This is a genomic window from Desulforhopalus sp. IMCC35007, assembly GCF_005116575.1.
Classification (GTDB): domain Bacteria; phylum Desulfobacterota; class Desulfobulbia; order Desulfobulbales; family Desulfocapsaceae; genus Desulforhopalus_A.
Genome location: NZ_SWCN01000033.1, coordinates 14,846 through 41,330, shown reverse-complemented (window position 1 = coordinate 41,330; position 26,485 = coordinate 14,846). Strand labels below are relative to the sequence as shown.

Sequence of the window (26,485 nt, the reverse complement as noted above, 5' to 3'; positions counted from 1 at the left end):
ATAACAGGGCAGAAAGGGATCTTCGAATGGCTAAAGTGAAGCAGAAAGTATCAGGATGCTTTCGGAAGCAACAATACGCTCATGCATATTGTCGGATCTCAAGTTATCTGCAAACTATGGCGGCCATAGGAGTTAATCCCCTCGTTGCTATTCAGATCGCTCTTACAAAACAAGATTTAGCACCGAATAATGATAGGGGTGAGTAGTTACGTACAAAGGATATATCGGGAAATATAGTGTCGGTACATCTCAAGTGGTACTGTCAATAAATGAGTTGAAAAAAATTAAATTCAAAATTCCCTGTGATGATGAGCAGAAGGAGATTAGCCAATTTTCATTGCAGTTAGACACCAAAATAACCACAGTACAAACCCAACTCACCCAAACCCAAAACCTCAAAAAAGGTCTGCTGCAGAAAATGTTCGTATGAGCACTCAATCCGAAGCTAAACTGGAACAGGAACTTATCAGCCAACTCGCTGACCAGGGGTATGAGAACATCCCTATCAACGATGAGGTGTCCCTTCTCTCCAACCTGAAGGGCCAGCTTGAGAAGTTCAACAACACCAGTTTTTCGGATAAAGAATTTGCAGCCATACTCAACCATCTTGCCAAAGGTAATGTCTTTCAAAAGTCCAAAACCTTGCGTGACTATTACCAACTGACCAAGGATAACGGTGACGGCACTTACGTCCGTTTCTTTAATGGTGAAGATACTGCCAAAAACCTCTATCAGGTAACCAATCAGGTGACTGTCCAGGGGGTCTATAAAAACCGCTATGATGTTACCCTGCTTATCAATGGCATCCCACTGGTACAGGTTGAACTCAAGCGCAGGGGCCTTGAACTTAAAGAAGCCTTTAACCAGATAAACCGTTATCAGCGCCACTCCTTCTGGGTTAATACCGGCCTGTTCCAGTATGTGCAGATATTTGTCATCAGCAATGGTGTGAATACCAAGTATTATGCCAACAACAGGCGTCAATCCTTCAAGCAGACCTTCTATTGGGCAGATACACTCAATCGCAACATCACCGGCCTGAAAGACTTTACCTCATCCTTTCTTACCACTACTCACCTGGGCAGGATGATAGCCAACTATGTGGTGGCCAATGAAACCCATAAAATCCTGATGGTGCTTCGGCCCTATCAGTATTATGCCACCGAGGCCATCATCGACTCTGTTACCAAAAATAGAGGGGATGGTTATATCTGGCACACGACCGGCAGCGGCAAGACCCTCACGTCTTTTAAGGCCAGCCAGATTATTATGGATATGGCCGGGGTGCGAAAGGTTGTCTTTGTTGTTGACAGGAAAGACCTCGATTATCAGACGATGAAGGAGTTCAACAGCTTCAAAAAAGACAGTGTCGATGTAACCAACAACACCCGCTCACTGGTTAAACAGTTTGCAGATGACACCAAGTTGATTGTCACCACCATCCAGAAGCTGAATAACGCCATCACCAAGGCACGTTACACAAAGAGCATGAACCATTTAAAAGATGCCAAAATGGTTTTTATCTTTGATGAGTGTCATAGAAGCCAGTTTGGTGCAACGCACCAAAAGATTACCGGGTTCTTTACCAACCTCCAGCTCTTTGGTTTTACCGGAACACCTATCTTTGCCGATAATGCCCAGAAGAATGAGATGGGTAAGCGGACGACGAAAGATTTGTTTGGCAGGTGTCTGCATAAATATGTCATTACCGACGCCATCCGTGACCAGAATGTGCTCCGCTTTAGTGTTGAATACCTGGGGAGATATAAAAAGACAGGGAACACAGAGATAGATATTGATGTTGAGGCTATCGACACCGGAGAGGTTCTGGATGCCCCTGAACGACTGGAAAAGATAGTAGATTATATTATCCAGCGTCACGACCAGAAGACCCACAGCAGGGCATATTCGGCCATATTTGCGGTGAGCAGTATCGCTAACCTTATTACCTATTATGACCTCTTTAAGAAGCAAATAGAGAATAATAAAAGTGAATTACGCATTGCTACCATCTTTACCTACGGTGGCAATGAAGAGGATGCTGATGCCGATGGCTCACTCCCTGCCGATGACTATGCAATACATATCGCTGCTGAACCTGAAGCCCTCTATAAATCCAGCCATAGCCGTGACAAGCTGGAGGAGTTTATCGGTGATTATAACACGATGTATAACACCAGCTTTTCCACCAGGGACAGCCAGCAGTTTGAGAACTATTTCAAAGATATCTCCAAACGCTTGAAGGAGAGAGAAAAAGAAGGGTATCCCGAGAAGGACAGGCTGGATATTCTTCTGGTGGTCGGCATGTTTCTTACCGGCTTTGATGCCAAAAAGGTCAACACCCTGTATGTGGATAAAAGCCTGAAACACCACGGTCTCATTCAGGCATTTTCCCGCACCAACCGCATTTTAAATGAGCAGAAGTCTCATGGTAATATTCTTTGTTTCAGGAACCTGAAAAAAGCCACCGATGAAGCGATAGCACTTTTTTCCAATAAGGAGGCCAAAGAAGAGATACTGCTGCCTCCGTATGAAGATATTGTCCGCAAATTCTGTGAAGCCTTTGGAAAGCTGTTAGTCATTGTGCCAACGGTGAAGAGTGTGGATGACCTCAAGAGTGAAGAAGACGAGCTGGCCTTTATTCAGGCTTTCAGAGAGCTGATGCGGATCAGGAATATACTCACTTCCTTTACTGACTTTACCTGGTCTGACCTGCCTATGACAGAACAGGCTTTTGAGGATTATAAATCAAAGTACCTGGACCTCTACGATAAGGCGAAGGGTGATCACCAGAAGGAGAAGGAATCTATACTCAACGATGTTGATTTTGAGTTGGAGCTTATTCACCGTGATGAGATCAATGTCGCCTATATCCTGAAACTGCTGGCCAAACTGAAACAGGCCCAGGCGAAAGACTGGTCGAAACAGAGAAAGGCCATCGTTGATTTACTGGCGGGAGAGGTAGAGCTGCGCAGTAAGCGTGAGCTGATAGAAAAGTTTATTGATGAGCACCTGCCCAAGGTTGACGATGCTGATGACATCCCCGATGAGTTTGAAAAATTCTGGCAGGAAGAGAAGGTGCTGGCCCTTGGGAAGATCTGTGAGGAAGAAAACCTTGACCGGAAACAGTTTCAGGCCCTTATTGATTCCTATATCTACAGCGAACAGGAACCACTACGGGATGATATTTTTAAGTGCCTTGATAACAGACCGAGTGTGCTACAGGCCAAGATTATCGGTAAACGGATACTTGAGAAGATGAAGGAGTTTGTACAGGTCTTTGTTGAGCAGATGGTGGCGTGATACCATGGGCTTTCGTCTTGAATATTCCATTTCATTCATTTTTTACTTATTTCTGTAAAAAGTCCACAAGTAAAAAGTGGGAAACGTGGCAATCGCAACCTGCTAACCAGACAGCCTGTAGATTTTATAACCGAAGATCACCCTTGTGAATGGCATCTTCCCATCTGAACATCCCTTAAAACTTCTGTTTCGGCATAGATTCGAGGTGGCGCTTCGTGTCAATACGCCCGGCAATGAGGTCGTATGGCGTTAGTTGTAATGGCCACACCAATACGTGTTTAGCGGTTTGAGGGGAGAAAAATATAAATATTCTTGTTTCTAGAACCTGATTCAAAGAACACAAAAAAACCTCCTTACAGCGAACCGTAAGGAGGTTTTTTTACAGCTACGACAAGCGTTGCATTACCAGACAGGTTTTAAATCAACTCTTCTGTTTTTTGCTCTGCCTTCTTTGGTTTTGTTTGTCATAATTGGTTTGCTTTCGCCATATCCAACCGCTTTTAAACGATCAGCTTCAATCATGGTTCTTTCGATGAGAGCCTTTTTAATTGCATTGGCACGTCGCTCAGAAAGACCTTGGTTATATTTTTCAGTTCCTATGGAGCAGGTATGGCCTTCAAGCTCTATCGTCATTTTAGGGTTGTCTTTCAGGATCTTGGCAATTTCATCAAGCATTGGGTAAAAGACTGGTTTAACCACGGATTTGTCAAAATCAAAGAGATAAGTCTGCTCCAAACTCCAGCAGCCTCTTTCGTCTACCTGAACGCCTTTTGGAGTCCCTGGGCAGACATCGACATCGTCACAGACGCCATCACCATCAGAGTCTACGCAATCTGTTTCAACAACGGCTACGGTTTCCATGACAGGAAGGCTGTAGGCAGCAAGGATTGTGCTCAGCTCTTTGCTGTCGTAGGCAGTTGAAATATTTCCAAAGGTGATCTTCCCATCAGAAACTGTGCAATAGGTGACTACACCTGACAAGGTAGCGGCATCTTCAGGGGTCAGTTGCAGACCATAGGCTGTAAAGATATTGTGATAATCTTGAGGAGTATATGCGATGGAATTCTGGTTAAACATCACTTTGTCCTCGGCCATTTTTGCGTAGCTCGTCGGTACTCCTGCAACTCCTTCAGGAGCAAGGGTCAAACCGTATGCACCAAGAATTGCATTGAAGGTATCTGAATCGTAGGCCGTCGTCGTGTTGTTATAGGTGATTGTTCCATCGGCAACTTTTGCATATGCAGATGGGACATTCGTCGCGTCGGGGCTCAATTCGATAGCCATGGCGGATAAGCACATAGCAAGTGTAGCTACACTGAACACCAGCATACTTATACTTTTCTTCATCTAAATTTCTCCTTACTTTTTAATACTCAATAATTTTACATTTTTCTGGAGTGCACAGCGCACTCAAACAGACTCGTTTCCCAGCCAATCACTTACGAAATTCATTCACTTAAGTTCTGCTTGCCCTCCTCCATGTTTTAAATGAAATAACTGTCGAAATATTTCCATTCCTCAAATTACTGCTAACAATTCAAGAACAGCACCACAATACTAAGTGCGGAGAAAAACTTCAAATCAGCTATTCAAAAAAAAAAATAACTAAATCATTAAAGTGATAGGTTATTCATTTATTTATCCAGGATCAAGTGGATATACTTAAGTTCGTGTAATTTATTTTTCAGTGGCCAAATAAGTTGTTTTATGTTGAGTAACATACAGGAATTATGTGTATTTTTTTCTAAAAAACGGTCTCTGCAGAAAGATAGCATTTTCAGGGCGTTGTAGCCTTGTTGAGTGCTAATCGCTGTTTTTGCGCGTTTTTTAGTTCGTTGGATTTCATGTTGGACGTAATCAGGGTTAGGTAATTTTTCCCGGCAGAGTGTCCATTGTCCGCTGCCATAGCACACCAGATATACGCTTTGACATAGTCCTGGGGGACACCAAGGCCGTTGTAATACACTAAAGCCAGGTTGTATTGCGCACCTGCGTAGCCATTTTCAGCCGCCTGGCTATAGAGTTTAATGGCTTGCTGATAATCTTGAGTGACACCCTGACCATTTTCATACATTATTCCCAACTTGTTCTGGGCTCCGGCATAGCCCTGATCGGCAGCCTTTTTGTACCAGTTATAAGCTTTAGCGTAATCTTTAGTTGCACCGTTTCCGGTCTGATAGATCACACCGAGGGTGTATTGGGCGAAAATATAACCCTGTTCTGCGGCTTTTTGATACCAGATGAGGGCATCATTGTCGTTTTTGGCCACACCGTTCCCGTTAAAAAAAATCTTACCCATTTTGTACTGGGCAACGGGATGTCCTTGTTCGGCGATTTTTTTGAGTTGGTCAAATGTTAACTCAAGAGCTGTTGCTGGTTGTACAAACAGCGACAATCCAAAAAGCGTGATAAGAAAAGATGCTCGTTTATGCATAGTTGGAACCTTCTCAGAGTTTGTCAGAATAACAAAGCAGTACCATTTAGTCTCTTAAACGTAAAATTCTAAACACAGAGTCGGCTTTCAGGACGGTGATGTCAACCAGAAACGTTATTGATTTCTTTGTCAACCCAAGGCGACGGTAGGAAATCAGGCTAGCATCTCGTCTCAGGGAGCCTCAACAATATTGTCGTACTTGATCTTACACTGTACTCATAACAATATACCACTGTGACGGCAGGATGGGGAAAATTTTTCTGAACAAAATGCCTATGTTTGTCGCTGTAATGGTGTTCATCACATATGATATGAGGTTTAAAGAGGCAATAGAGCGTATTATCTGTGGACTATGTGTTTCTGAAATATTGACCATCAGGGTAATTTTTTACTCCATTGTTTTGGTGGTATTCAGGATTATGGTTTGCCTGGGATAAGAATCATGGCAAAATCTGTTGTCATAAGACTTACCCAGATTTTTGTGCAGACCCGTGTAGATAAGAAGTAACGTCGACAAACATCGAGTTTAATTTGTCCTTGTGTATTAAAAACAATGTGAAAGAGGAAAGGCATGAAAATTCTTATTATTGGAGCAACCCGAGGAATTGGAAAAGCACTGCTGGAAACCGCCCTGGAAAAGCACCATGATGTGACCGTTCTTGCCCGAACACCCGAAAAAATAACACTCGATCATTCGGGACTTCAGGTGGTTCAAGGGGATGTTCTGGATCTGGCAGCAGTTGAGGCTGCGGCAAAAGGACAGGATGTTATTTGTTCGTGTATTGGGGTGCCCATTACTTTTAAGCCGGTCGATTTATTTTCAAAAGCAGCGCACAATATACTGGCCGTCGTAAGGAAAAACCCTGGGCAGAAACTTATAGCGGTAACCGGGATTGGTGCGGGGGATTCCAAAGGGCATGGGGGTTTTCTCTATGACAGGATTTTTAAACCTCTTTTTTTGAAAAGTATTTATGCTGACAAAGACCGGGAGGAGGAACTCATAAAGGCCAGCGGTCTTGATTGGATGATAGTTCGCCCCGCCGGTCTGACCAATGGCAAAAGAACGGGAAAATATCACGTCTATAACGATTTAACAGGCGTGGTGTCCAAAAGAATATCCCGTTTGGATGTTGCTCATTTTATTGTAGAGCAACTGGATAACCCGACACAATTCGGTAAGACCCCGTTGCTGACGTATTAACAGCCGCAGGCGCAGCCTAAATATAAAAATAACGTATCGTAACTTTCTGATGATAAAAGATATAACCTCAAGACTCTACTCGGATATTCCACAGGAGCGACTGTATCACTACACAGGTTTTACTGGGCTGTTGGGTATTGTTGACAGTAATGCGCTCTGGGCAAGTGATATCCGCTATATGAACGATTCAGCCGAACTCAAGCACACGGCAGATCTTATTCGTACAGAAATTACCCAGAGGATAGCCGCTGGTCACCCAAAGCCCAACCTCCTTAATCAGTTTCTTGACTGGGTTATCCACCGAATCACCAACGGCCATATGCTTTTTGCATCATCCTTTCGCTCAAATGGTAACCTTTTGAGCCAGTGGCGTGGCTACAGCAGACTCGGCAAAGGGGTAAGTCTCGGCTTTGATCCCGACTATATTCTGCAGTGCGCAACCCAACAGTCGTTCCAGATTGGTAAATGTATTTACAGTTGTGAAGCCCAGCAGCAATTGATTTGTCAGGTTATCGATGCCGTTGAGGCTCTGGCCGAAGAGCATCCCAAAGATCTTGACAGTAGAGATCCCCAAAATGATAACGCCTATCACCCTATTTTTCACATGATAGAGAGTGATCTCCTTCGTATTGCAGCTATTTTGAAACATCCGTCGTTCAGGGAAGAGGAGGAGTGGCGGGTCGTATCACCGGTGATTACCGACTATGTCAATGCGGCGGTTCTTTTCCGTGAGGGTGCCTCCATGCTGGTGCCTTATATTGAGTTTAACCTTGCACCAGCGGGGAACTCAACTATTACCATTGAGCATATTTTTTTAGGACCGACCCCAAACATCACCATTTCAATGAACTCAATGACGATGTATTTGTCCAAACATGGCATTCAGCCGCGCGAGGGCATCTCCTATTGTCAGATTCCTTTTCGGGCAAGGTGAAAGATAAAAAAGGAAAATACAGTCTGTCCCTTTTCTTTTAAGACAACAGTCAGCATAGTGACAACATCGCCGTAAGGATTGCGCGTTGCAGCAACACCGAAGTTTGCACCTCAGAGAACAGAGGGCAGGGAACCTGTGACATGCAAGAAAATGTAAATGATAATAGTTAAGGAGAGATGATGTACACCATATATACCATTCCCGGATCCTGCTCTTCAGGCGTTGTGGTCCTGCTTGAAAAACTACAGGTTGAATATACCGCTGTAAAACGTGAGGCGGTTCCCAACTATTCAGAAATAGTTCCTACCAATCAGGTTCCGGCATTAAAAACTCCCGAAGGTCAGCTTATTACCGAAGGTGCTGCGATTGCCCTCTATCTCCTGGAAAAGCATCAATCCGATATGTTACCTGCCGATTTGTCTCAAAAGGCAGAGTTTTTACGCTGGCTGATGTTTGATTATGCCACCCTGCATCCTGCCTATGGAAAAATGTTCGCAATCAAATTCAGGGTACAAATGGATGAGGGGGAGAGGACAAAGGTCCTGCAGCAGTTGTCGGCTGCAGTCTCTGGCCTTTGGGCGATTCTCGATAGAGAACTGGCACAGAAAAGGTTTATCTGCGGTGATGACCCGACTATTGTCGACTATCTGGCCACCATTTACACAGGCTGGGGAAACAATTTTCCAGACATAAAGATTGAACTTGGAAAAAATGTTGAACGCCTCGTTGATGAGGTCTCGGCTTTACCGGAATTTCAGGCTGCCTATAAAAAAGAAAAAATAGAGTTTAAAAAAGCAGTGTAATTGGCGCTTGGCAAGGGCTGTATAAAAATATAATAAGCCGGACAGTATGATGCTGTTTGGCTTTTTTTATATGGCTGTCCTTTGCGGGGTGTGCTGTTTTTCTACTGTGGTACTGTTGTATGTTTGACTACCCTTTCTAAAAGTGGCTGGGAAGACGTATTTTGTCGATTTTTTTCTTCCAACAAATTAGAATTACTTCATTTTTTATTGATACTGTGCGAGGGGATGAGGTCTTCCCCCCGTGTGTGCTGGGTGGACTGGTCGGTTTTTTTTGCTTTTTACTCATCGTATGTTGTCGTCGCGTTCGCCTCAGAGGGTGGTGCACAATAATTCTACGGTACAATTTGAGAACCCGCCCGTCATCAAGTCTAACCAATAGTTACCAAAAAAAAACATGAGGGAAAAGCGCTATGAATATTGCCATTGCCGTGGATGGAGATTCCATGGAAAGTACAGTTGCAGAGCAGTTTGAACTGTGTCGGAACCTGCTCATTGTCAACGCCGAAACCATGGGTGTTACAACTATTCCAAATGCTGAAAAATCTTTAGATCTTGCCGGACAGAAGCTGGCGGAGAGTGTTCTGCAGTACGACTGCGAAGCGGTTATAACCTGCCTGATCCGGCCAACTGCCTTTGAATTGATTGCCGGAGCCTGCGTTACCCGTTTCTTAGGGAAAGGTCTTGATGCAACAACAGCCATGGAGCTGATGCACAGTAACCGTCTTGAACTTATTCGTGACGCCAATGGCGGGCAAAGCTGTGGAGGAGCCCATCACCATCATTGATTTTTTCCCCTGATCGTTTCCTTTATGGCGTGTAGCGGTTTTCCAAGGCGAGCATTGAAAGCCGTAAAGTTGTTTGGTTAGCCGTGTCTGGCGTTTGACCTTTTCGTATTGTGTTTCTTTGGATTGATATTAGTTTGTGAAGTACAGCAAAATGCAGAGACAACTCCATGGTGTATCTCTGTTTTGTTTGAAGTGCCGTTTGAGGAATGTTTGAAAAATATATTAATATCAAGACGATAACATGCAAATAAGGAGAATCGTATGCGTTATGTAAAATTACTGGCAGCGGTTGCCTTTTTTTATCTGATATCTGCTGCATCCGCAATGGCAGACGACTCAAAGGCGCCAGCCAATGAGCCGAAGTGGATGCAGACAAAGACCAGGGAACTGGTTGACAATGCACGTGCTTCAATTCAAGAGGTATCAATACAGGAGTTGAAAAAACTGATTGATGAGGATGCTGATATCACCATTTTTGATGTGAGGACTCCAAAAGAATACGAAGTGGCGCACATTGCTGAATCTTTAAATGTCTCACGGGGACTGCTCGAATTTAGTGTCTGGTCTGTGGTGCCAGACCAGGATGAAAAAATTTACGTCTATTGCAGGACAGGTGCAAGAGCTGCTTTGGCTACAAAACAACTCAATGACCTTGGTTATAAAAATGCTATCTCAGTGACTACAGGCGTGGTTGACTGGGCAAAGGCAGGATACCCGTTGCAAACCTCCATAACCAATGAGCAGGTTATTATTATTCCTGTAAGCGATGAATAAGTGAGAAAGCTGAATGCCTCATTGTAAAAAACAATGAGGTTTTAACAATATAAGCTGCCTTGGATGATTTAATATTTCTTTTTTAATCAAAGGGTATAGAGAAATTCGTAACTGACCAGGAGAACGGAGTATACGCTTGCCTTCGAAGATATGTTTTTTCTGTATAATCCAGAGCTTGATTGCAATTGTAATGAGTCAGAGAGGCGTTAAGATGAGTGTGAGATATGGAACAATATTTAGAATTGTGCCGGAGAGTGGTCAGTCAGGGGAAGTGGGTCGAAAATAAAAGGACCGGTAAACGGTGTCTTACCGTAATCAATGCAGATCTTGAGTATGATCTCAGTGAAGGTATTCTCCCGGTTCTGACCACAAAAAAGGTTTTTTGGAAAGCTGCAATAGCAGAGATGCTGGGCTATTTGCGTGGCTATACCAGTGCCGCCCAGTTCAGATCAATTGGCTGTAATACCTGGAATGCGAACGCAAATGACAATCCCGATTGGCTGGCCAACCCGTTTAGAAAAGGGGAGGACGACATGGGGAGATGTTACGGTGCTCAGGGGAGAGACTGGAGGAACCCTGAAAACGAACGGGTGGATCAACTTCTCAATGTTTACAACGATCTACGACAGGGTATTGATAATCGTTGTGAGATAATGACCTTCATGAATCCCGGAGAGCGCGACCGTGCCTGTCTCAACTCCTGTATGCACACTCATACCTTCAGCCTGCTGGATGGTGAGCTGTATCTTACCTCCTACCAGCGCTCCGATGACCTTCCTCTTGGCCACGGGTTTAATCAGGTGCAGGTGGGCTGGTTATTGATGGTTATGGCCCAGATTACAGGGTTGAAACCGGCAAAGGCCTTTCATAAGATTGTAAACGTCCATGTCTATGAAGATCAGCTTGCACTGCTTCGCGATGTTCAGTTGAAGCGGGAGCCATATCCGCAACCGCGTCTTACGATTAACCCCGAAATTAAAACGTTAGAGGATCTTGAAACCTGGGTGACCGTTGATGATTTTGAACTTATTGGCTATAAGCATCATCCGGGAATTAAATATGAATTCAGTGTCTAGACGGTCCTTGCACTGATTTTTTGCTGAGGGAAATGTTGTCAGGGTCAGAGGTTTTCTCTGGCCTTTTTTTATTGTTGATGCTGGTTTTTGCAATAGGTTTCCCTCAACCGTAACGCTCCTGCAATAGCCAGAACTGCAAAAAACATCATGAGATAAAGCCCCCTTCGATAGTCCTGTTCGACGTAGATACGTATGTTGTTTGTGGTAGTCCCATCCCAGGAAAGATCGGCAAGGTAACCAAATAGTGGCTGCATGAGTGCAGTACCTATAAAGCATCCGGTATTAACGACACTGACGGACATCCCTGAAAGATTCGGATCCATAATCTCTTTGGCCGCGGCAAAAGTGAGGACAAACCCCGAACCTGTTGCCCCCATTGCTCCAAAGAGCAGGATTGTCTCTATACCAGGCTGAAGAGGGAGCCAGGTCAGAACCGCGAGAAGGAGGGTGTACCCCAGAACACAGAGGAGCAGAATTGGTTTTCTTCTGCCGATTTTGTCTGAAAACCAGCCAAAAAAGAGAGCGCCAAAGGCGAAGCTGAGAAGCATAGTTGTCATGTGGTTTGCAGCATAGACCCGGCTCAATCCATGCACGTCCCGAAGATAGGATACCCCCCATAAGCCCATAAATGAATACAATCCTCCAATCATTCCAAATTGCACCCAGAATCCAGGCCATACTTTGAGTGATGTGATAACGGAAATAAGGCTTTGTGCCCAGCCTTTCTGGGATTTGCTGACAGGTTGCCCACCAAAGTTGTTGGGCGAAGGAAAACCCAGGTCTTCTGGTCTGTTTCGAACGATGAAAAAACCCACAAGAGAGAGAGTGAGTGAAAGGCCGCCGATGGTGATAAAGATAAATCGCCACTCGTAATGGGTGAGCAGGGCGGCAAGGGGACCGGCTGCAAGTACTGAACCCAGATTACCTATGAGAAGGGTCAGTCCGCTCATCAGCCCAAAGACCCTTTCGTGGAACCAGACAGCGTTATTTTTCATAATGGAAATGAAGACAACCGATACCCCGAGTCCAACGAAAAAGCGGCCAACACAGGCCATTTCAAAAGATGATGACATCCCAAAAAGGATAGAACCCATCCCCGCCACAAGGTTCCCGGCTACAACAGAGGTACGGGTACCCAGGGTGTCAGCGATGACGCCGGAGGGAAGTTGCATAAATGCATAGACAAAAAAGTAAATTGCGGACAGCGTTCCCAGTTGAATGCCGGTAATCTGAAATGAGCCCATGAGATACTCAGCAACTACCCCGGGAGCCATTCTGTGAAAGTAGACCAGAATGTAGGTGAGAATTAAAACAGCAAAAATAGACCATTTAGCCCAGGCTAAACCGACTGTTGTCCTGTCTGCTGGTCTTTGGAGCGGAGTTGTCATTCGTTAATTTATCCAGTTGAGAAATGGGAAGTGTACAGCGTAGAAAAAATGAGGAGAAAACTACTCTTTGGCTGTTGCTTTGTCAATGAACGTTCCTTATATGAAGGGATTACTTGGATATTTCAAGAAAAGGGATTGTTTTCATGAAATATTAATATCAAATATTCAGATATTTTTTTTCTGCGAAAATAAGGATAGAGTTGAGAGACAGATACTCTGTGGGATTGCTTCTGATTTTTTAAGCTCTGGGCAAATAAAATAGCTCGCTATTCATTGTTGCAACAGGTAATCACACTACTGTGGCAGGTATGAGTATCTGGGCACCTTGCTTGCAGATAATTTCACCTCGTGAAAATTGTCCAGGTTCAATATCCATAGGAAAAAGTAGTTTTTGAATTGGTCTTGAATTTGCTTGTCATAAATAAGGTTTATCGGTTGCTAGGGCTTTGATGGACGGAGAAAGAGCCCTGCGACTGAGGAATATCGGGAGAGAGAGGATGTTGAGTTTATTCAAGGAGGGATAAGAGAACAAAAATACTGGTTAAATCTGGGTATGTCGTGTGAAAAAATTGCACTTTTTTACTGATTGTTTACTGGATAAAAATAGACATTTGAATTACGCTGCGCGTTAAACTATAGCCAGCGGCACGTTGTTGTTTTCATTTTAAATTATTTTGAATATTGGAGGGGAATTTTGAACAGAATAATAAGGTCTGTCCTGATGGTAGCTGTAGTGGTACTTGGAGTGAGTAGCGTGCATGCGTCTACCACTTTAATGGAGATTGGACGAAGCCCATTTCACCAGCCGCCACTTACAAGCGTGGATACATTGCTTCAAATGGTCCAGGATAAAAGACAGGAGGTTATGATCGGTTTCGATAAAGCAGGACTTACTGAAGTCTATCAGCCGTTTGTAGAGCAACTCCCGACTGCCCAGATTGAGCGAGTGGATTTTGAAAAGGGAACCTGGTTTGAATGGATGCTTTTCAAAAAGAAAGGTAAAGGGGACGTTCGGGTGGCAAAAGACGTTACCTGGGCCAATGAGAAAACGTTTCCTGGTTTTAAATTTGATATTGACTACGACGGCAACAGATACACCTTTGCCGTTCCCCTGGGCTGTGGAAACATTGCCCTTATGGGTGTAAAGGCGATTCCTGCTGAGCCTGTTGTTGTTCCTCCTCCTGTTGCAGCCAATCAGGCACCGCAATGTGGCGGCTTGACAATTACCCCTGTTCGAGCTTTTTGTGGACAAATCATCACCGTTGATGCAAGTGGATCCACCGATGCAGACGGCAGCATTGAGAAGATGAATATCGCCTTTGTTGATGACCAGGGCAATGTTGTGAGCGAGACTGTTGTTGACGGCAAGCTTGTGGCTGATGTGGAGATGCCTTGCGGTGCAACTTCTGTAAAAGTAACCATGACAGACGATAAAGGTGAAACCTCATCACAGGCCGACTGTGTAGCTGCTGTAGAGGGTATGAAGCGTGTCCGTTTTCTGGCTGATGCTGGATATTACAGACAGTTTGACCCTGCTAATTACGTCTTTGGTCGTGTAGGTCTTGAGTATAAGATTACTGACAAGTTTGCAGTCCTTGGCCTGATCGGTGGTGCCCCACAGGTGGAGGGTATTGACGGTGAGTCTGCATTTCTTGTAGACCTGTTGGGTGAATACTCATTTGCTTCAAGGTATTTTGTTGACCTTGGTGTTGGTGGCTGGATCACCGATGGTGACGATGATAACGCAGCAGAAAACAGCCAGCTTGATCTCGTTGCAGGTTTTGGCGCCAGAGTATATGGTGAGCCTGAAGATTTTAACGCATCTCTGTTTGTTGAAGTACGTTCAGCATTTGATGAGTTGGACGGCTTGTATGACTATGGTCGTTTTGGTGTAGGTGTTCGTTTGAGATTCTAAACGGAACCGGCGACTCTTTCTTTAAAGCGATTGCTCCGGCAGATGTATGCCGGAGCAATCGCTTTTTTTTATTGTGTGTAAACGGTGTCAGCGATGAACGTGTGGGTGCAATGAACGATGAAAGCACAATAGTTCATGACAACTGAAAGGGGGAATGGAGTATCAGGCTATACTTGATGTTCTGCGGTAAGACAGCCCCTGCAGATTTTGTGATTCCCGGCTGTTTCCAGTTTTGTTTCCATAACCATTTCTCCACAGATATCACAGGCTTTTGAGGCAGCTCGAGGCGCTCTGTCCGGAAGTTTGAAGTGATCGAGATATTGTACATCAAAAAAGCCTGCCTGTCCTTTTGCAAATAATTGTACTCCACGGTTTTCATACATCTGTTCATACTCTTTTTTTTCTGCAGTAGAGCAGTCCGGTTGGGAGACTCTTTTGGCAAGCTGTTGTTCCTTTTCTGGAACGGCGAAAACTTCAGGTTTTAAGACGAGGCGAACGCCCTTGCCCGACGCGCGACTGGCAAAGGTAAAGGCCATTTTACCATAATCGAGATAGAAAAAATTACCTTTGCCAAAGGTACAGCCAGTGAGAACCTGGATCGCATCGCAACAGCAGGCGTCGGTTTCTACAATAGTAATGAGTTCTTCGTCAACGGCACGCATTTCGGCCAGGAGTTCCATTGCGAGTCTGGCCGCCAGGTAACCTATGGTAACTCCCATGCATGTGTGTCCATGGAAGGCTATACACTGTTGATAGTCGGGTCGGGCTTGGAGAGATTCGGGTATGTACATGCTGTATCCTTTTCAAGTGAGTGTGACGATGTTTGTTTATCGAGGGTGTAGGCAAGAATACCATTTCAGATCCGCCTGGCAAAAGCATTTTTGAAGCAATAATTCTACAATTGAATCCGGTGGGGAGGATAAGCTGGCGGGGAAATACCTGCAGGGTTTTTATTGATAGAGATGTTGGATTCATTTCCTGAATGCTCCATAAAATGAAGGATGCAGGGAGATAGCAATTTCTGTTACAGTATTGATAGAGGGTGTGACAAGCTTTTTTATAATATTCTGTAACCTGAGTGGAGATAACAATTGGCACTTTTTACGATTGACAGAGAAAAATGTAACAGGGATGGTTTGTGCGCAGCTGTCTGTCCGGTGGGTATCATTGGGCTTGACCCAGATAAATATCCTGTGCCTGCAGAGGGGGCTGACGACAGATGTATCGATTGTGGCCAGTGTGTGGCAATCTGTCCTTCTGGATGTTTTGATCATAGAGCCATGGCAGCATCTGAATGCTCCTTGCTTCACGACGGCTTGAAACTCACCAGGGAACAGTGCGGGCAACTGTTTAAAGGTCGCCGCTCGGTGAGGAATTACAAGAAGAGACCGGTGGAGCAAGATATTGTGGAAGAACTTCTTGATCTTGTACGCTATGCACCCTCTGGCCATAACAGTGGTGGGGTCCGCTGGCTTGTGTTGGCCGATAAAAAAGAACTTCAGGCCGTAAAACAAGCTGTTGCTGACTGGATGCTTTTTATGCTTAACGACAAGCCGGAATTCGCCTTGATGCTTCATCTTGACGCAACCTTTAAAAGATGGACAGAAGGAGAAGACGTCATCCTTCGTAATGCTCCAATGCTCATTGTGGCATATGCTGAAAAAGAAAGTAGAATGGCACCAGCAAGCTGCAGCATTGCACTTTCCCATCTGGAGCTGGCCGCAAGTGCACGAGGGCTTGGGGCCTGTTGGGCTGGCTATTTTAATGCGGCAGCTCAGACTTTTCCTCCGATGCAGAAAATCCTGGCTTTCCCCGATGGCTCCCTTTCTTATGGAGCGTTGATGCTTGGTTATCCGCAATATAGCTATACAAGGATTCCCAAACGTAAAGATGCCCATATCATCTGGAGATTGTAGTCCGGCCCAGATAACCTGCCTGAGTCGGGTAATATATGTCAAAAGCTTTTGTTGAGGGACGGTTGGGTGAATAAACGCCCAGTGGTCTATTTTTTGGCATTTCCCTCCGGCTATGATCGTTGAATCAATTCTCTTTCATAACATTTGTATAGAGGTATTGTCTTGTATGTCTTTATCTGTAAGGGGTCGCAGAGGGATCTCCTGATTGCGGATAAAAATGTCTTTAGATGAATCTTTTTTGTTGAAAAAAACAGATTTTTCTGAACTCCCTGGAAATGTGTACCAATTGAAAAAAGACACAACATGTTGTAGTTTGTTCTTGGCGGCTACGCAAATGTGGTGTATAAAGGTGCTGCGTGTGTCGTTGAATTTCACATAAATCAGCGCTTTTTCGCATATCTGTTTCCACAGATGAAATATACATATCTACAGTTTTACATTTCTTGATTTAATAATTTTCGACAAAGAGGTTCCCCATGACACCTGATATGACTAAGCAGGTTTTGACGGCTACTGCCGAAACAGTTCTGGCTAGAAGATACTATCTGAAAGATGCAGCAGGCGAAGTCTGTGAAACGTGGGAAACACTGGCAAGACGTGTTGCTGATGCCATCGCAAAAGTCGATAAGGATCAGGATTTTTACGAAGAGATTCGTGAAGAGTTCTTCAACATGATTTACAAGTTGGACTTTTTACCCAACTCGCCCTGTCTTATGAACGCTGGTACCGATCTTGGTCAGCTGTCTGCCTGTTTTGTTCTTCCCGTTGAAGATTCAATGGATGGCATCTTTACTGCGATCCGCAATGGTGCTCTTGTACACAAGACAGGTGGTGGAACCGGTTACTCCTTTTCAAGACTTCGCTCTCAAAATGCTTCGGTAAGATCCACTCAGGGTGTTGCTTCAGGTCCACTTTCGTTTGCCGCCGTTTTTGACGCTGCAACAGAAACGATCAAGCAGGGTGGTAAGCGTCGTGGGGCTAATATGGGGGTTCTTCGTATCGATCATCCAGATATCATGGATTTTATCACCGCAAAAGAGGACCAGACGAAATTCAACAACTTCAACTTCAGTGTTGGCGTCACCGATATTTTTATGCAGGCTGTTGAAGATGGAGACGAGTATAACCTGATTGAGCCCAGCAATGGTCAGGTTGTTCGCTCTCTGGATGCACGGATGGTATTTGAAAAAATTGTCGATCTGGCCTGGCACAATGGTGAGCCTGGAGTACTGTTTATCGATTCTGCCAACCGGGATAACATGACCCCGCAATTGGGAGATTTTGAGGCGACCAACCCTTGCGGTGAACAGTGGTTGCTCCCTTACGAAAGTTGTAACCTCGGTTCGATCAATCTTGCCCAGTATGTAGTAAATAAAGAGATCGATTACGACCGGTTAAAAGAAACCGTACGCTATGCTACTATCTTTCTTGATAATGTTATTGACTGTAACCGATTCCCGATTCCTGAAATAAAGGAAATGACCCTTAAAACCAGAAAAATCGGTTTGGGAATCATGGGTCTCCACGACATGCTCATCCAGTTGGAAATTCCCTATGGGAGCGAAAAGGGCAGAGAGGTCTCTTCTGCTGTCATGTCCCTTATCAGAGATGCTTCAGAGGAATGCTCCATAGAGATGGCAGAGGTGAAGGGACCTTTTCCTGCCTACGACCCGTCGGTCAATACCTATAAGCCACGAAGAAACGCAGCACTTACCTCCATTCAGCCAACCGGGACCGTGTCGATGATTGCTGACTGCGGATCAGGCTGTGAGCCTTACTTTTCCATTGTTATGGTAAAACATGTCATGGATGGTGACCGACTTATCATGGTGAATAAGCTGTTTGAAAAGGTTGCCAGAGAGCAGGGCTTTTATTCCGATGAGCTGATGAGCAAGGTTGCAGATACTGGTACCGTTATAGGCCATGATGAAATTCCTCAGAAGTGGCAGGAAATTTTTCGTACCGCCCAGGATATCGCACCCGAGGATCACATAAAGATGCAGGGCAAACTGCAGAAAAGTGGTGTTGACAGTTCGATCTCAAAAACCATCAATCTGCCTAACGATGCCTCTCGCGAAGAAGTTAAACTCTCCTATATCACCGGGTATAAACTGGGATGTAAGGGCCTTACGGTGTACCGCGACGGCTCTCGTGACCACCAGGTGTTAAATACAAAAGAAGGATCAGCAAAAGATAAAACGGCTGTTGTCTCTCAGCGGGGACCTGTGAAAAGGAACCTGCCGGATACCCTCGATGCGAAGCGATACAAGGTCAAAGACCAGCAGCAGAAATCGGTGTACATTATTGTCTGTTTTGACGAAAATGAAGAACCAATGGAGGTGTTTGCGAAATTCCCGTTTGATAACCGCGTTGATCTTAAAGATAAATCCACCATGTGGACTACAACCTGTCGTCTGGTCTCGCTTGCCTTGCGTTTCAATGTACCCATGGATGAGATTATCAAACAACTTGACAGGTCGAGCGGCCATATGCTAGATCTTCCGGCTCAACTGAGTAAACTTTTTAAATCATTTATGGCCGGTACTCAGCAGGGTTTCTCTTCTTCCTGCCCTGAGTGTTCAGGGGTTTTGCGTTTTGAAGAGGGTTGCGAAACCTGTCATGAATGCGGTTACAGTAAATGTTCTTAATATCCAGATAAATTCGTTCTGAGGTTGGATTCATGGCAAAGATTGGCAGAAACGAAAAATGCCCCTGTCGCAGCGGAAAAAAGTTTAAACATTGCTGCGCCTTAAAGGAAAAAAACGCCCTCCGGCCTTTAACTCCTGAGCAGGCGATGAAGGTCACTCTGATGGATGGGGTAAAGCAGATCCAGGAGGACGCGGTGAATAGAAAGATCATGAGCCGCGAACTTGGGGTGTTTTTCTTCTTCTCAACGGCAGAGGGGGATGCCTGGCTGATGGAGATGACCGATTGTGATGGCGTACAGGTGGCGGCAGGTGGTGAGCTGCTTGATGTTCCAATCGATGAAAACAGTGAGACCATCGAGATCAACTGGAGTCACACCTTTGAGGTGATCAACAAAAAGATTGTTTTGACTGCCTATGCAGATAAAGCTGTAATGGATCTTCCTGCGGGACCAAGCAAAGAACTGAGTGCTGCAATAAGGAGAATCCGGAAGAGATTTACTCCTGAGCAATTGGAAAAAGTGCACGTTTCAAGTGCTGCGAACAGTCCTGAGGTATGACCGCATCTCCGTATAAAATCTATAAAATAGTTCCCATGATCGTCGTTATGGGAACTATTTTTTTTCTCTCCAGTAAACCCGGCGACGAAATCCATCTGCCAGCCTTTGCCTACAGCGACCTTGTCGCACACATGATAGCTTACGCCGCCCTTGGGGCGACGGTTTGTTTTGCCTGGAAGGACGATTTTAAACAAAGCCAGCCATTCAAAGCTGTTGCCTACACAATTGTTGTTTGTCTGCTGTATGGAATCTCTGATGAGTTTCATCAGTATTTTGTTCCCAGCCGCTTTGTCAGTATTTTAGATGTTTGTGCTGATACCTTTGGGGGAGTGTTGGCCAGTGTGACATGGTTGTTTGTCCAAAGATCCCGGGAGATAGCGCAAGTATCCTGAAATGCTGCCTTGATCTTCCCTGCGAAAAATCCAATTTCTACTATTTTGCCCTCGTCCTTGCAATTTTTTCTCACGAAACCTATACTTGTCAGTATAAAGTAAGTTCACGAAAGCTCAACAGGAGAAGGTTATGATAGGTGAATCGGGTGGAGTTACGACCCTTATATATCAGGAACAGGTCAGTCGGGAAAATCAAATCCAGCGGGACCGCAGTGAAAATCAGGAAATAGAAGAAAATAGTACCAGTCAGCTTACTGCAGATGTCACGTCGTTTTCACAACAAGGACTTGAACTTGCCCGTACAGCAGTGACCTCAGCGCAGGCCGCTCCGGAAGCAGCGTTGGAAAACGAGTCCCAGAATAATCAGGAGATGCAGCGAAGTAGTGGAGCACCAGCACAGTTTCTGGACATTCGGGCGTAGACGGCTGAACTGAAAAAAACAAAGACAAAGGGGACGTTGATAGCATTCAACGTCCCCTTTGTTGTTTCATGCTAACCTGCGTTTCTCATGAGGCTTTTGATTACAAACTCAACCACATGATTTCATTTTTTAAAATTGACTATCGCAGAAAACAGGGTGTTTTTCGTGTCAACAAAAAGCTCACCTTTTGGGTCAATAGATTTTTTCGCAGGTGCAGCGTTACAAGCCACTTGCAGTAATTTGCTACCGGAGTCTGCGCTTACCTGCTTCATGGCTTGTGTCTCGACCTGCGAAAAAACTTTATCACTGAGAAATGCGGGCTGAGGACTATCTGTTTTTGAGAATTCTCGCCATATCTTTGGCAAAGTAGGTGATGATTATATCCGCACCCGCTCTTTTAATGGAAAGAAGAGTCTCTTCCATCACCCTGTCTCCATCTATCCAGCCTTTTTCTGCTGCGGCTTTGATCATTGCATACTCACCGCTTACATGATAGGCGGCGATGGGCAGGTCGAATTCATCGCGTAGTCTTGAAATAATATCAAGATAGGCTACAGCTGGTTTAACCATAAGGATATCAGCACCCTCATCTACGTCAAGGGTTGCTTCCCGTAACGCTTCACGGCTGTTGGCCGGATCCATCTGGTAACTTCTTCTGTCACCAAACTGCGGTGCACAGTCGGCGGCATCTCTGAAAGGTCCGTAGAAGGCAGAGGCGTATTTCACGGAATAGCTCATGATAGGGATGGATTCAAAATTATTCTCATCAAGGCAGGCCCGTATCTCCGCGACCCTTCCGTCCATCATGTCAGAAGGTGCTACCATATCAGCACCCGCCTGGGCATGGGAAAGAGCGGTTTTTGCGAGGATTTCAAGGGTCGCATCGTTGTCTACAGTCTCGTCTATCAGACAGCCGCAGTGCCCGTGGTCGGTATATTCACAAAGACATACATCGGTTATGATGAGCATCTCGGGTACTTTCTTTTTGATTTCCCTGATTGCCGTCTGAATAATGCCATTTTTAGCGTGGGCACCGGAACCAACTGCATCTTTACTCTCAGGAAGACCAAAGAGGATGATGGAGTTCACTCCAAGGGCCAGGCATTCTCTTGCCTCTTTCTCAAGTTGGTCAACGGTGAGCCTGAAAACTCCGGGCATGGAGCTGATCTCTTCCCGCTTATTTTTACCCGGCATTACAAAAAGAGGGTAGACAAACTGGGCGGGAGAAAGTTCTGTTTCACGGATGAGGGCCCGAAAGGCATTGTTTTTTCTGAGTCTTCGAGGTCTATATTCTGGAAAAACCATGTGATCTCCTATGGTTGTTTAAGGTTGTCGGTGGAGCCTATTGAATAAGTTCAAAAGATTTAAGTTTTTTATGCAGGTGGCTTCGTTCAAGGCCAACCTGCTCGGCAGTTTTAGAGATGTTATTGTCATTTGCCAAGAGTTTTTGTTGTAAATATTCTTTTTCAAAGAGTCGCTTGGCTGTTTTATAGTCAGCTTCCATAAATGGGCTGAGGCTTTTACCGCTACTACTGCTGGTGGCAGCGCTACCTGCAGGATTGAGAAACAGGCGGATATGGTTTGCAGTTATGGTCTCCTCCTGGCACATGATAACCATCCGTTCGATAAAATTTCTCAGTTCTCTAACGTTACCGGGCCAGTGATGCTCCATGAGGGCTGCATAGGCATCTTCAGAAAATATTTTTTCTTTAAGAGCTTTCCTCCGAAGACTTTTCTGTACTGCTGAGACCAGAAGGGGGATATCTTCGAGGCGGTCGACAAGGTTGGGGACGTGAATGGGCACCACGTTGAGACGCCAGAAGAGATCTGCTCTGAAGTTGCCCGCCTCGATCTCCTCTTCAAGATTTTTATTGGTGGCCGCAAGCACCCTGACATTGACGTTGATGGTTTTGTTGCCACCCACCCGCTCAAATTTCTGTTCCTGAAGAATACGCAGGATTTTTGCCTGGGTTGTGAGACTCATATCTCCGATCTCATCGAGAAAAAGAATGCCTCCGTCGGCCTGATCAAATTTGCCACGTTTACTGGTGTGGGCCCCAGTGAAAGAGCCTTTTTCATGGCCGAAGAGTTCCGATTCAATGAGCTCTTCCGGGATCGCGGCGCAGTTCACCTCAATCATAGGCTGGTCGGCTGATTGAGAGGCGCGGTGTATTGATTGAGCAACGAGTTCTTTACCGGTCCCGTGCTCTCCACGGATCAGTACCCAGGCATCTGTGGGGGCGACCATCTCAATCTGTTTTTTTAAGGCGAGTATAACAGGTGTTTCCCCTGTTAGGATGGCTTTTGGAGCCGTACCCTGCCGGAGAATTCTGTTTTCCTGTTCAAGTTTGGCAAAGCGCAGACCATTGGTGATTGCCAGGATGATCTTGTCGTAAGACAGAGGTTTTTCAATGAAATCAAAAGCGCCCTTACGTGTGGCCTGAACCGCGGTTTCAATGGTGCCGTGGCCGGAGATCATGATAACCGGAATTTTATACATGGCTGTAATTTTTTCCAGTGCAGTCATGCCGTCCATATTGTCCCCAAGCCAGATATCGAGGAGTACCAGATCGACGACATTCTCCTCCATCAATACAAATCCTTCTTCTGCAGAAGAGGCGGTTACCGGAGTAAAGCCTTCATCTTCTAAAATACCTGCGAGCGACCGCTGGATGCTGACTTCATCGTCAATAATAAGTATTCTTTTGCTCATGGATTTCGGTTGAAAAGAGAAGTGGGGGATAGTATTGCTTTCTTCTGTCGTAATTGAGCTACTTGAGTGCAACCTGGTTTTGTATGGGTAACTCAATGATAAAAACTGAACCAGTGGGTTCATTATCCTGTACCCTAATATAACCATTGTGGTCGGCAATAATTGTGGAAACGATAGCCAGGCCAAGCCCTGTACCTGTCTTTTTCGTTGAAAAATAAGGTTCGAATAGTTTGAGTTTGTTCTCTTTGGTGATGCCAGGTCCGTTATCTGCAACCTTGAGAAAAACACTGTCTTTTTCTTCGCCGAGACTGAGGTCAAGATTTATTGTACCGCCCTCGGGTAAAACTGCAACTGCATTATCCAGCAGATTTATAAGGCACCGTTTGATCTGCTCGCCGTCAAAACTAAAATCCGGAATTTTTTCCTGTTCTGTGCAGGTAAAGGTTATTTCCTTGTGGGCTTCCTGGTAGAGGAAAAGTGTTTTTTTCGTAAGCTCTACAAGGTTGTCGAGAGATTTCTGAACCTTAGGCATCCGGGCGAATTGGGAAAATTCACTCACCAGGGTTTTCAGTTCGTCTACCTGGGTGATGATAGTATTGGTGCATTGATCGAAAACGCTGTCCTTTTCCTTGAGTATCTCCGGATATCTCCTTCGCAGCCTTTGTGCAGAAAGCTGTATTGGGGTAAGAGGATTCTTGATCTCATGAGCAATACGTCTGGCCACCTCACGCCAGGCAGCCATTCGCTGCATTTTTTCGAGCTTTGTCAGGTTGTCAAAGACCAGAACAAAGCCTACGGGGTGTTTTTCTTCGTCTTCAAGTCGGGTGAAATTGACCAGAAGAGAATAGTATTTACCGAGAATATTGAGTTTGAGGTGCTGCTCCACAGTGGTTTTACCGGTGAGCTTCAGTTCCTCTATGAAGTCATCAACGATCTTTGCCTGATATGGAGGCAGAACGTGGTTGTATTCAAGCCCTATGAAGAGAGATTTGTCGATATTGAGCAGTTTTTCTGCGAATCTGTTGATAGTGGTAATTTTTCCGGTTTCATCAAGGGAAATGACTCCCGCTGAAACATTTTGCAGGATGATTTCTGTATACCGCCTGCGCTGTTCCGATTCCTGTGAGCTCAGCTCGAGTGCGGTATGAGTTTCAGCAAGACGCTGATTGCTCAGGTTGAGGTTGGCCGTCATCTGGTTAAATGAATCCACGAGCAGGCCCATTTCATCGTTGGATTCACGTTCCATCTTAAAGGCAAGATCGCCATCGGCTACCCTTCTGGTGGCAAGGACAAGATTCTCGAGTGGGTCGGTGATACCTCTTGAGATATACAAACCGAACCAGATTGCCGCAAAAATAACGAGTAAGGTGACGATAAGAAGGATAATCAGCAGCCAGAATTTAAAGGGTTCCTTGAAATGTTTGAGTTGTCTGTAGCCTTCAATCCCCTGGGAAATTGTTGTCATGCTCGTGAGCTGATCGCGGTTGACCAGTAAAGAGGTGATCAGAAAGGCCGTATCTTTTTGCTCCTGACCTACGGTGATTCTTGAAATACAATTGACAAGATCTCCAGTCTTTAACTCCTGTAGAAGATTCTCTTTTGTCTGGGAAGTCAGGACTTTTTCGTAAACACTCGCCGGGATGCTGGGAATAATGACATTGCGCAGCTCGGGACCTGTCACCGTGATTTCAAAATTTCTATCTTCGGTGACCAGACGAATGACATCAGGCCCGTTAATGGGATTAAAACGGAGGATCTGCGCAAGATTTTCCTGGATGCTTACGGCGGAGGTGTTGGTAAGGTTCAGTTCATTGAGCTGGCTGGCAATAACCTCACTCATCTGATTGGCCTGCTCTTCTTTTTCATGGAGAAGGGATTGTGCAAGTTTCAAGGATTCAGTTAAGGAATCTTCAATTGAGGCGTTAAACCAGTAATCCATACTGGTAGAGACAAACTGCAGGGAAACAAAAAAGAGGAGAATGGTCGGAATCAGGGTCAGCGAAAGAAAAGAGGCAATGAGTTTTGTTTTAAGCTTGTTACCCAGACGATTGATTTTTCGTTCAAAAAGGAGCTCAGCCAGGTTTCTCAGGACAAGAAACAGTACAAAAAGAACGAGCAGAACATTAATATTTATAAGAGCGAAAATCAGAATATTGTTGTTATGGGGCAGCTGTAAATTGCTTTCAAAGAGCTGGCTTTGAATCCAGATAAAAAGAGGAATAAGCAGAATACAAAAGAAAATTGCCCGTCGAACAAGTTTTCTTTTCTGTTGAACCTGCTGCGCGTTATAGGGCTTTTTGCTGTCGAGCCTATCTGGAGGAGCTGAAGGTTTCATGGTGGGCTATTAATATGTGAACTCAATTGAATGCCAGTCTGTTTCAATATCCCACCAGGAGAGAAAGGGAAAAATCGAATGGAGGCTTAGCGGTAAGGTTTTTTTAAAAAGCTCGGCTTTGATTTTAAGTTTGTACCTGGTTTCGGGGACGAGTTGTTTCAATTCTACCACCTTGGCCCCGTTAATTTCATTGATAGCTTTTTGAGCCTCAAAAAAAGACTTGAAGCTCTGCTCTTTGTTGTTGTCTTCCTCTATTGTCACACGGTACATTTCCTTGAGGGTATCAAAGGTCATGATATGTTGAAAATTAAGAGAGGCGATCTGCTCTTCCGGCCAGTCCTTTTCAATTTTATGGAGTTCTACAAAAAAAGAAAAATGGAGTGGAATACCGCTATTGAGGATTTCGATCATTTCTGAGGTGAAGCTATTTACCAGTGTGCCAAACATTATCAGATGGGTTTCAGAAGTGGTGGCGGTCAGTTCTTCTATCGAAGCTTGGCGGCTGTTATCAGCGGATGCTGGTGTGCATCCTGCGGCGATGATAAGAGATAGAAAAAGTAAAAAAAGTGGTCTAAAAAAAATGATCATAATGAGTAGTGCTGTATATATAAAATAAATTGTATCATAAAAAGACTCCGCTTATCTGTGAGGGATAAAGAATGTGTTGCCGGAGCGTATTCAAAACTTGAAATAGACCGCCATTTTAGGTTAAATAACCACATTGTAATATATTTCATTATTCCAGCAGATAATTTACCTGATCTCTTGTCCGTTGTCCATCTGGTTCCATCGGTTGTGCACAGTTGTCTTGATCTTCGGCTTGTATTGTAATATTTAAGGGAGCTGAAAAAATTCTTGTGCATATGCACAAAAAAGATGTAAGGTATATT

The 26,485-nt window shown here is 44.8% G+C and carries 22 protein-coding genes and 1 pseudogene; 15 read left to right on the top strand and 8 right to left on the bottom strand.

Annotated elements, in window-relative coordinates; translation table 11 throughout:
• From FCL48_RS25285 to FCL48_RS22520, 3 genes and pseudogenes are all read left to right on the top strand, one after another.
• Positions 1-206, top strand: a pseudogene (locus FCL48_RS25285) (IS66 family transposase); the annotation flags it as partial.
• A gap of 17 nt (positions 207-223) precedes the next feature.
• Positions 224-430, top strand: coding sequence for a restriction endonuclease subunit S (locus FCL48_RS25990; protein ID WP_371418689.1), 207 nt, complete (start codon positions 224-226; stop codon positions 428-430).
• Positions 427-3,303: a type I restriction endonuclease subunit R gene (locus FCL48_RS22520; protein WP_136875942.1), complete on the top strand. Its 2,877-nt coding sequence runs from the start codon at positions 427-429 to the stop codon at positions 3,301-3,303. The genes FCL48_RS25990 and FCL48_RS22520 overlap by 4 nt, the downstream gene beginning before the upstream one ends.
• Positions 3,304-3,705: 402 nt before the next feature.
• Here the strand turns inward: FCL48_RS22520 and FCL48_RS22515 are convergent, their stop codons facing one another.
• A complete protein-coding gene (locus tag FCL48_RS22515; protein ID WP_136875940.1) occupies positions 3,706-4,650 on the bottom strand; it encodes an OmpA family protein in 945 nt (314 codons plus the stop codon).
• Between the two features lie 430 nt (positions 4,651-5,080).
• Positions 5,081-5,737, bottom strand: coding sequence for a tetratricopeptide repeat protein (locus FCL48_RS22510; RefSeq protein ID WP_136875938.1), 657 nt, complete (start codon positions 5,735-5,737; stop codon positions 5,081-5,083).
• A gap of 571 nt (positions 5,738-6,308) precedes the next feature.
• Between FCL48_RS22510 and FCL48_RS22505 the strand changes: the two genes are divergently transcribed.
• From FCL48_RS22505 to FCL48_RS22480, 6 genes are all read left to right on the top strand, one after another.
• A complete protein-coding gene (locus FCL48_RS22505) occupies positions 6,309-6,938 on the top strand; it encodes an NAD(P)-dependent oxidoreductase (RefSeq protein WP_136875936.1) in 630 nt (209 codons plus the stop codon).
• Between the two features lie 49 nt (positions 6,939-6,987).
• Positions 6,988-7,872, top strand: coding sequence for a DUF2971 domain-containing protein (locus FCL48_RS22500; protein ID WP_136875934.1), 885 nt, complete (start codon positions 6,988-6,990; stop codon positions 7,870-7,872).
• Positions 7,873-8,048: 176 nt separating this feature from the next.
• The gene (locus FCL48_RS22495; protein WP_136875931.1) at positions 8,049-8,675 is read left to right on the top strand and encodes a glutathione S-transferase family protein; all 627 of its coding nucleotides are present in this window, start codon (positions 8,049-8,051) and stop codon (positions 8,673-8,675) included.
• 410 nt (positions 8,676-9,085) lie between these two features.
• Positions 9,086-9,460, top strand: coding sequence for a NifB/NifX family molybdenum-iron cluster-binding protein (locus tag FCL48_RS22490; protein ID WP_136875930.1), 375 nt, complete (start codon positions 9,086-9,088; stop codon positions 9,458-9,460).
• Between the two features lie 261 nt (positions 9,461-9,721).
• Positions 9,722-10,234 (top strand): rhodanese-like domain-containing protein, encoded by a 513-nt coding sequence (locus tag FCL48_RS22485; protein ID WP_136875928.1) that lies wholly within the window; start codon positions 9,722-9,724, stop codon positions 10,232-10,234.
• Positions 10,235-10,458: 224 nt separating this feature from the next.
• Positions 10,459-11,310 (top strand): thymidylate synthase, encoded by an 852-nt coding sequence (locus FCL48_RS22480; protein ID WP_136875926.1) that lies wholly within the window; start codon positions 10,459-10,461, stop codon positions 11,308-11,310.
• Between the two features lie 68 nt (positions 11,311-11,378).
• Here the strand turns inward: FCL48_RS22480 and FCL48_RS22475 are convergent, their stop codons facing one another.
• A complete protein-coding gene (locus tag FCL48_RS22475) occupies positions 11,379-12,698 on the bottom strand; it encodes an MFS transporter (RefSeq protein ID WP_136875924.1) in 1,320 nt (439 codons plus the stop codon).
• 694 nt (positions 12,699-13,392) lie between these two features.
• Here FCL48_RS22475 and FCL48_RS22470 point away from each other — a divergent pair.
• Positions 13,393-14,613, top strand: coding sequence for a hypothetical protein (locus FCL48_RS22470; RefSeq protein WP_136875922.1), 1,221 nt, complete (start codon positions 13,393-13,395; stop codon positions 14,611-14,613).
• A gap of 167 nt (positions 14,614-14,780) precedes the next feature.
• Here the strand turns inward: FCL48_RS22470 and FCL48_RS22465 are convergent, their stop codons facing one another.
• Positions 14,781-15,404, bottom strand: a complete 624-nt coding sequence (locus tag FCL48_RS22465; RefSeq protein WP_136875920.1) for an FmdE family protein — start codon at positions 15,402-15,404, stop codon at positions 14,781-14,783.
• A gap of 300 nt (positions 15,405-15,704) precedes the next feature.
• Between FCL48_RS22465 and FCL48_RS22460 the strand changes: the two genes are divergently transcribed.
• From FCL48_RS22460 to FCL48_RS22440, 5 genes are all read left to right on the top strand, one after another.
• Entirely contained in the window at positions 15,705-16,529 is an 825-nt protein-coding gene (locus FCL48_RS22460) for a nitroreductase family protein (protein WP_136875918.1), read from the top strand.
• Positions 16,530-17,005: 476 nt separating this feature from the next.
• Positions 17,006-19,177, top strand: a complete 2,172-nt coding sequence (locus tag FCL48_RS22455; protein WP_136875916.1) for an adenosylcobalamin-dependent ribonucleoside-diphosphate reductase — start codon at positions 17,006-17,008, stop codon at positions 19,175-19,177.
• A gap of 32 nt (positions 19,178-19,209) precedes the next feature.
• Entirely contained in the window at positions 19,210-19,734 is a 525-nt protein-coding gene (locus FCL48_RS22450; protein WP_136875914.1) for a YecA family protein, read from the top strand.
• The gene (locus tag FCL48_RS22445) at positions 19,731-20,126 is read left to right on the top strand and encodes a VanZ family protein (RefSeq protein WP_136875912.1); all 396 of its coding nucleotides are present in this window, start codon (positions 19,731-19,733) and stop codon (positions 20,124-20,126) included. The genes FCL48_RS22450 and FCL48_RS22445 overlap by 4 nt, the downstream gene beginning before the upstream one ends.
• A gap of 130 nt (positions 20,127-20,256) precedes the next feature.
• Positions 20,257-20,547: a hypothetical protein gene (locus FCL48_RS22440; protein WP_136875910.1), complete on the top strand. Its 291-nt coding sequence runs from the start codon at positions 20,257-20,259 to the stop codon at positions 20,545-20,547.
• 327 nt (positions 20,548-20,874) lie between these two features.
• Here the strand turns inward: FCL48_RS22440 and hemB are convergent, their stop codons facing one another.
• The 4 genes from hemB to FCL48_RS22420 are packed head-to-tail and all read right to left on the bottom strand — an operon-like array spanning position 20,875 to position 26,183.
• Positions 20,875-21,852 (bottom strand): porphobilinogen synthase, encoded by a 978-nt coding sequence (gene hemB / locus FCL48_RS22435; RefSeq protein WP_136875908.1) that lies wholly within the window; start codon positions 21,850-21,852, stop codon positions 20,875-20,877.
• A 37-nt stretch (positions 21,853-21,889) separates the two neighbouring features.
• Complete coding sequence (locus FCL48_RS22430; RefSeq protein ID WP_136875906.1) at positions 21,890-23,260, bottom strand: sigma-54 dependent transcriptional regulator; 1,371 nt, start codon at positions 23,258-23,260, stop codon at positions 21,890-21,892.
• Positions 23,261-23,318: 58 nt separating this feature from the next.
• Positions 23,319-25,595, bottom strand: coding sequence for an ATP-binding protein (locus tag FCL48_RS22425; RefSeq protein WP_136875904.1), 2,277 nt, complete (start codon positions 25,593-25,595; stop codon positions 23,319-23,321).
• A 9-nt stretch (positions 25,596-25,604) separates the two neighbouring features.
• The gene (locus FCL48_RS22420; protein ID WP_136875902.1) at positions 25,605-26,183 is read right to left on the bottom strand and encodes a DUF4390 domain-containing protein; all 579 of its coding nucleotides are present in this window, start codon (positions 26,181-26,183) and stop codon (positions 25,605-25,607) included.
• Positions 26,184-26,485: the final 302 nt, after the last annotated feature.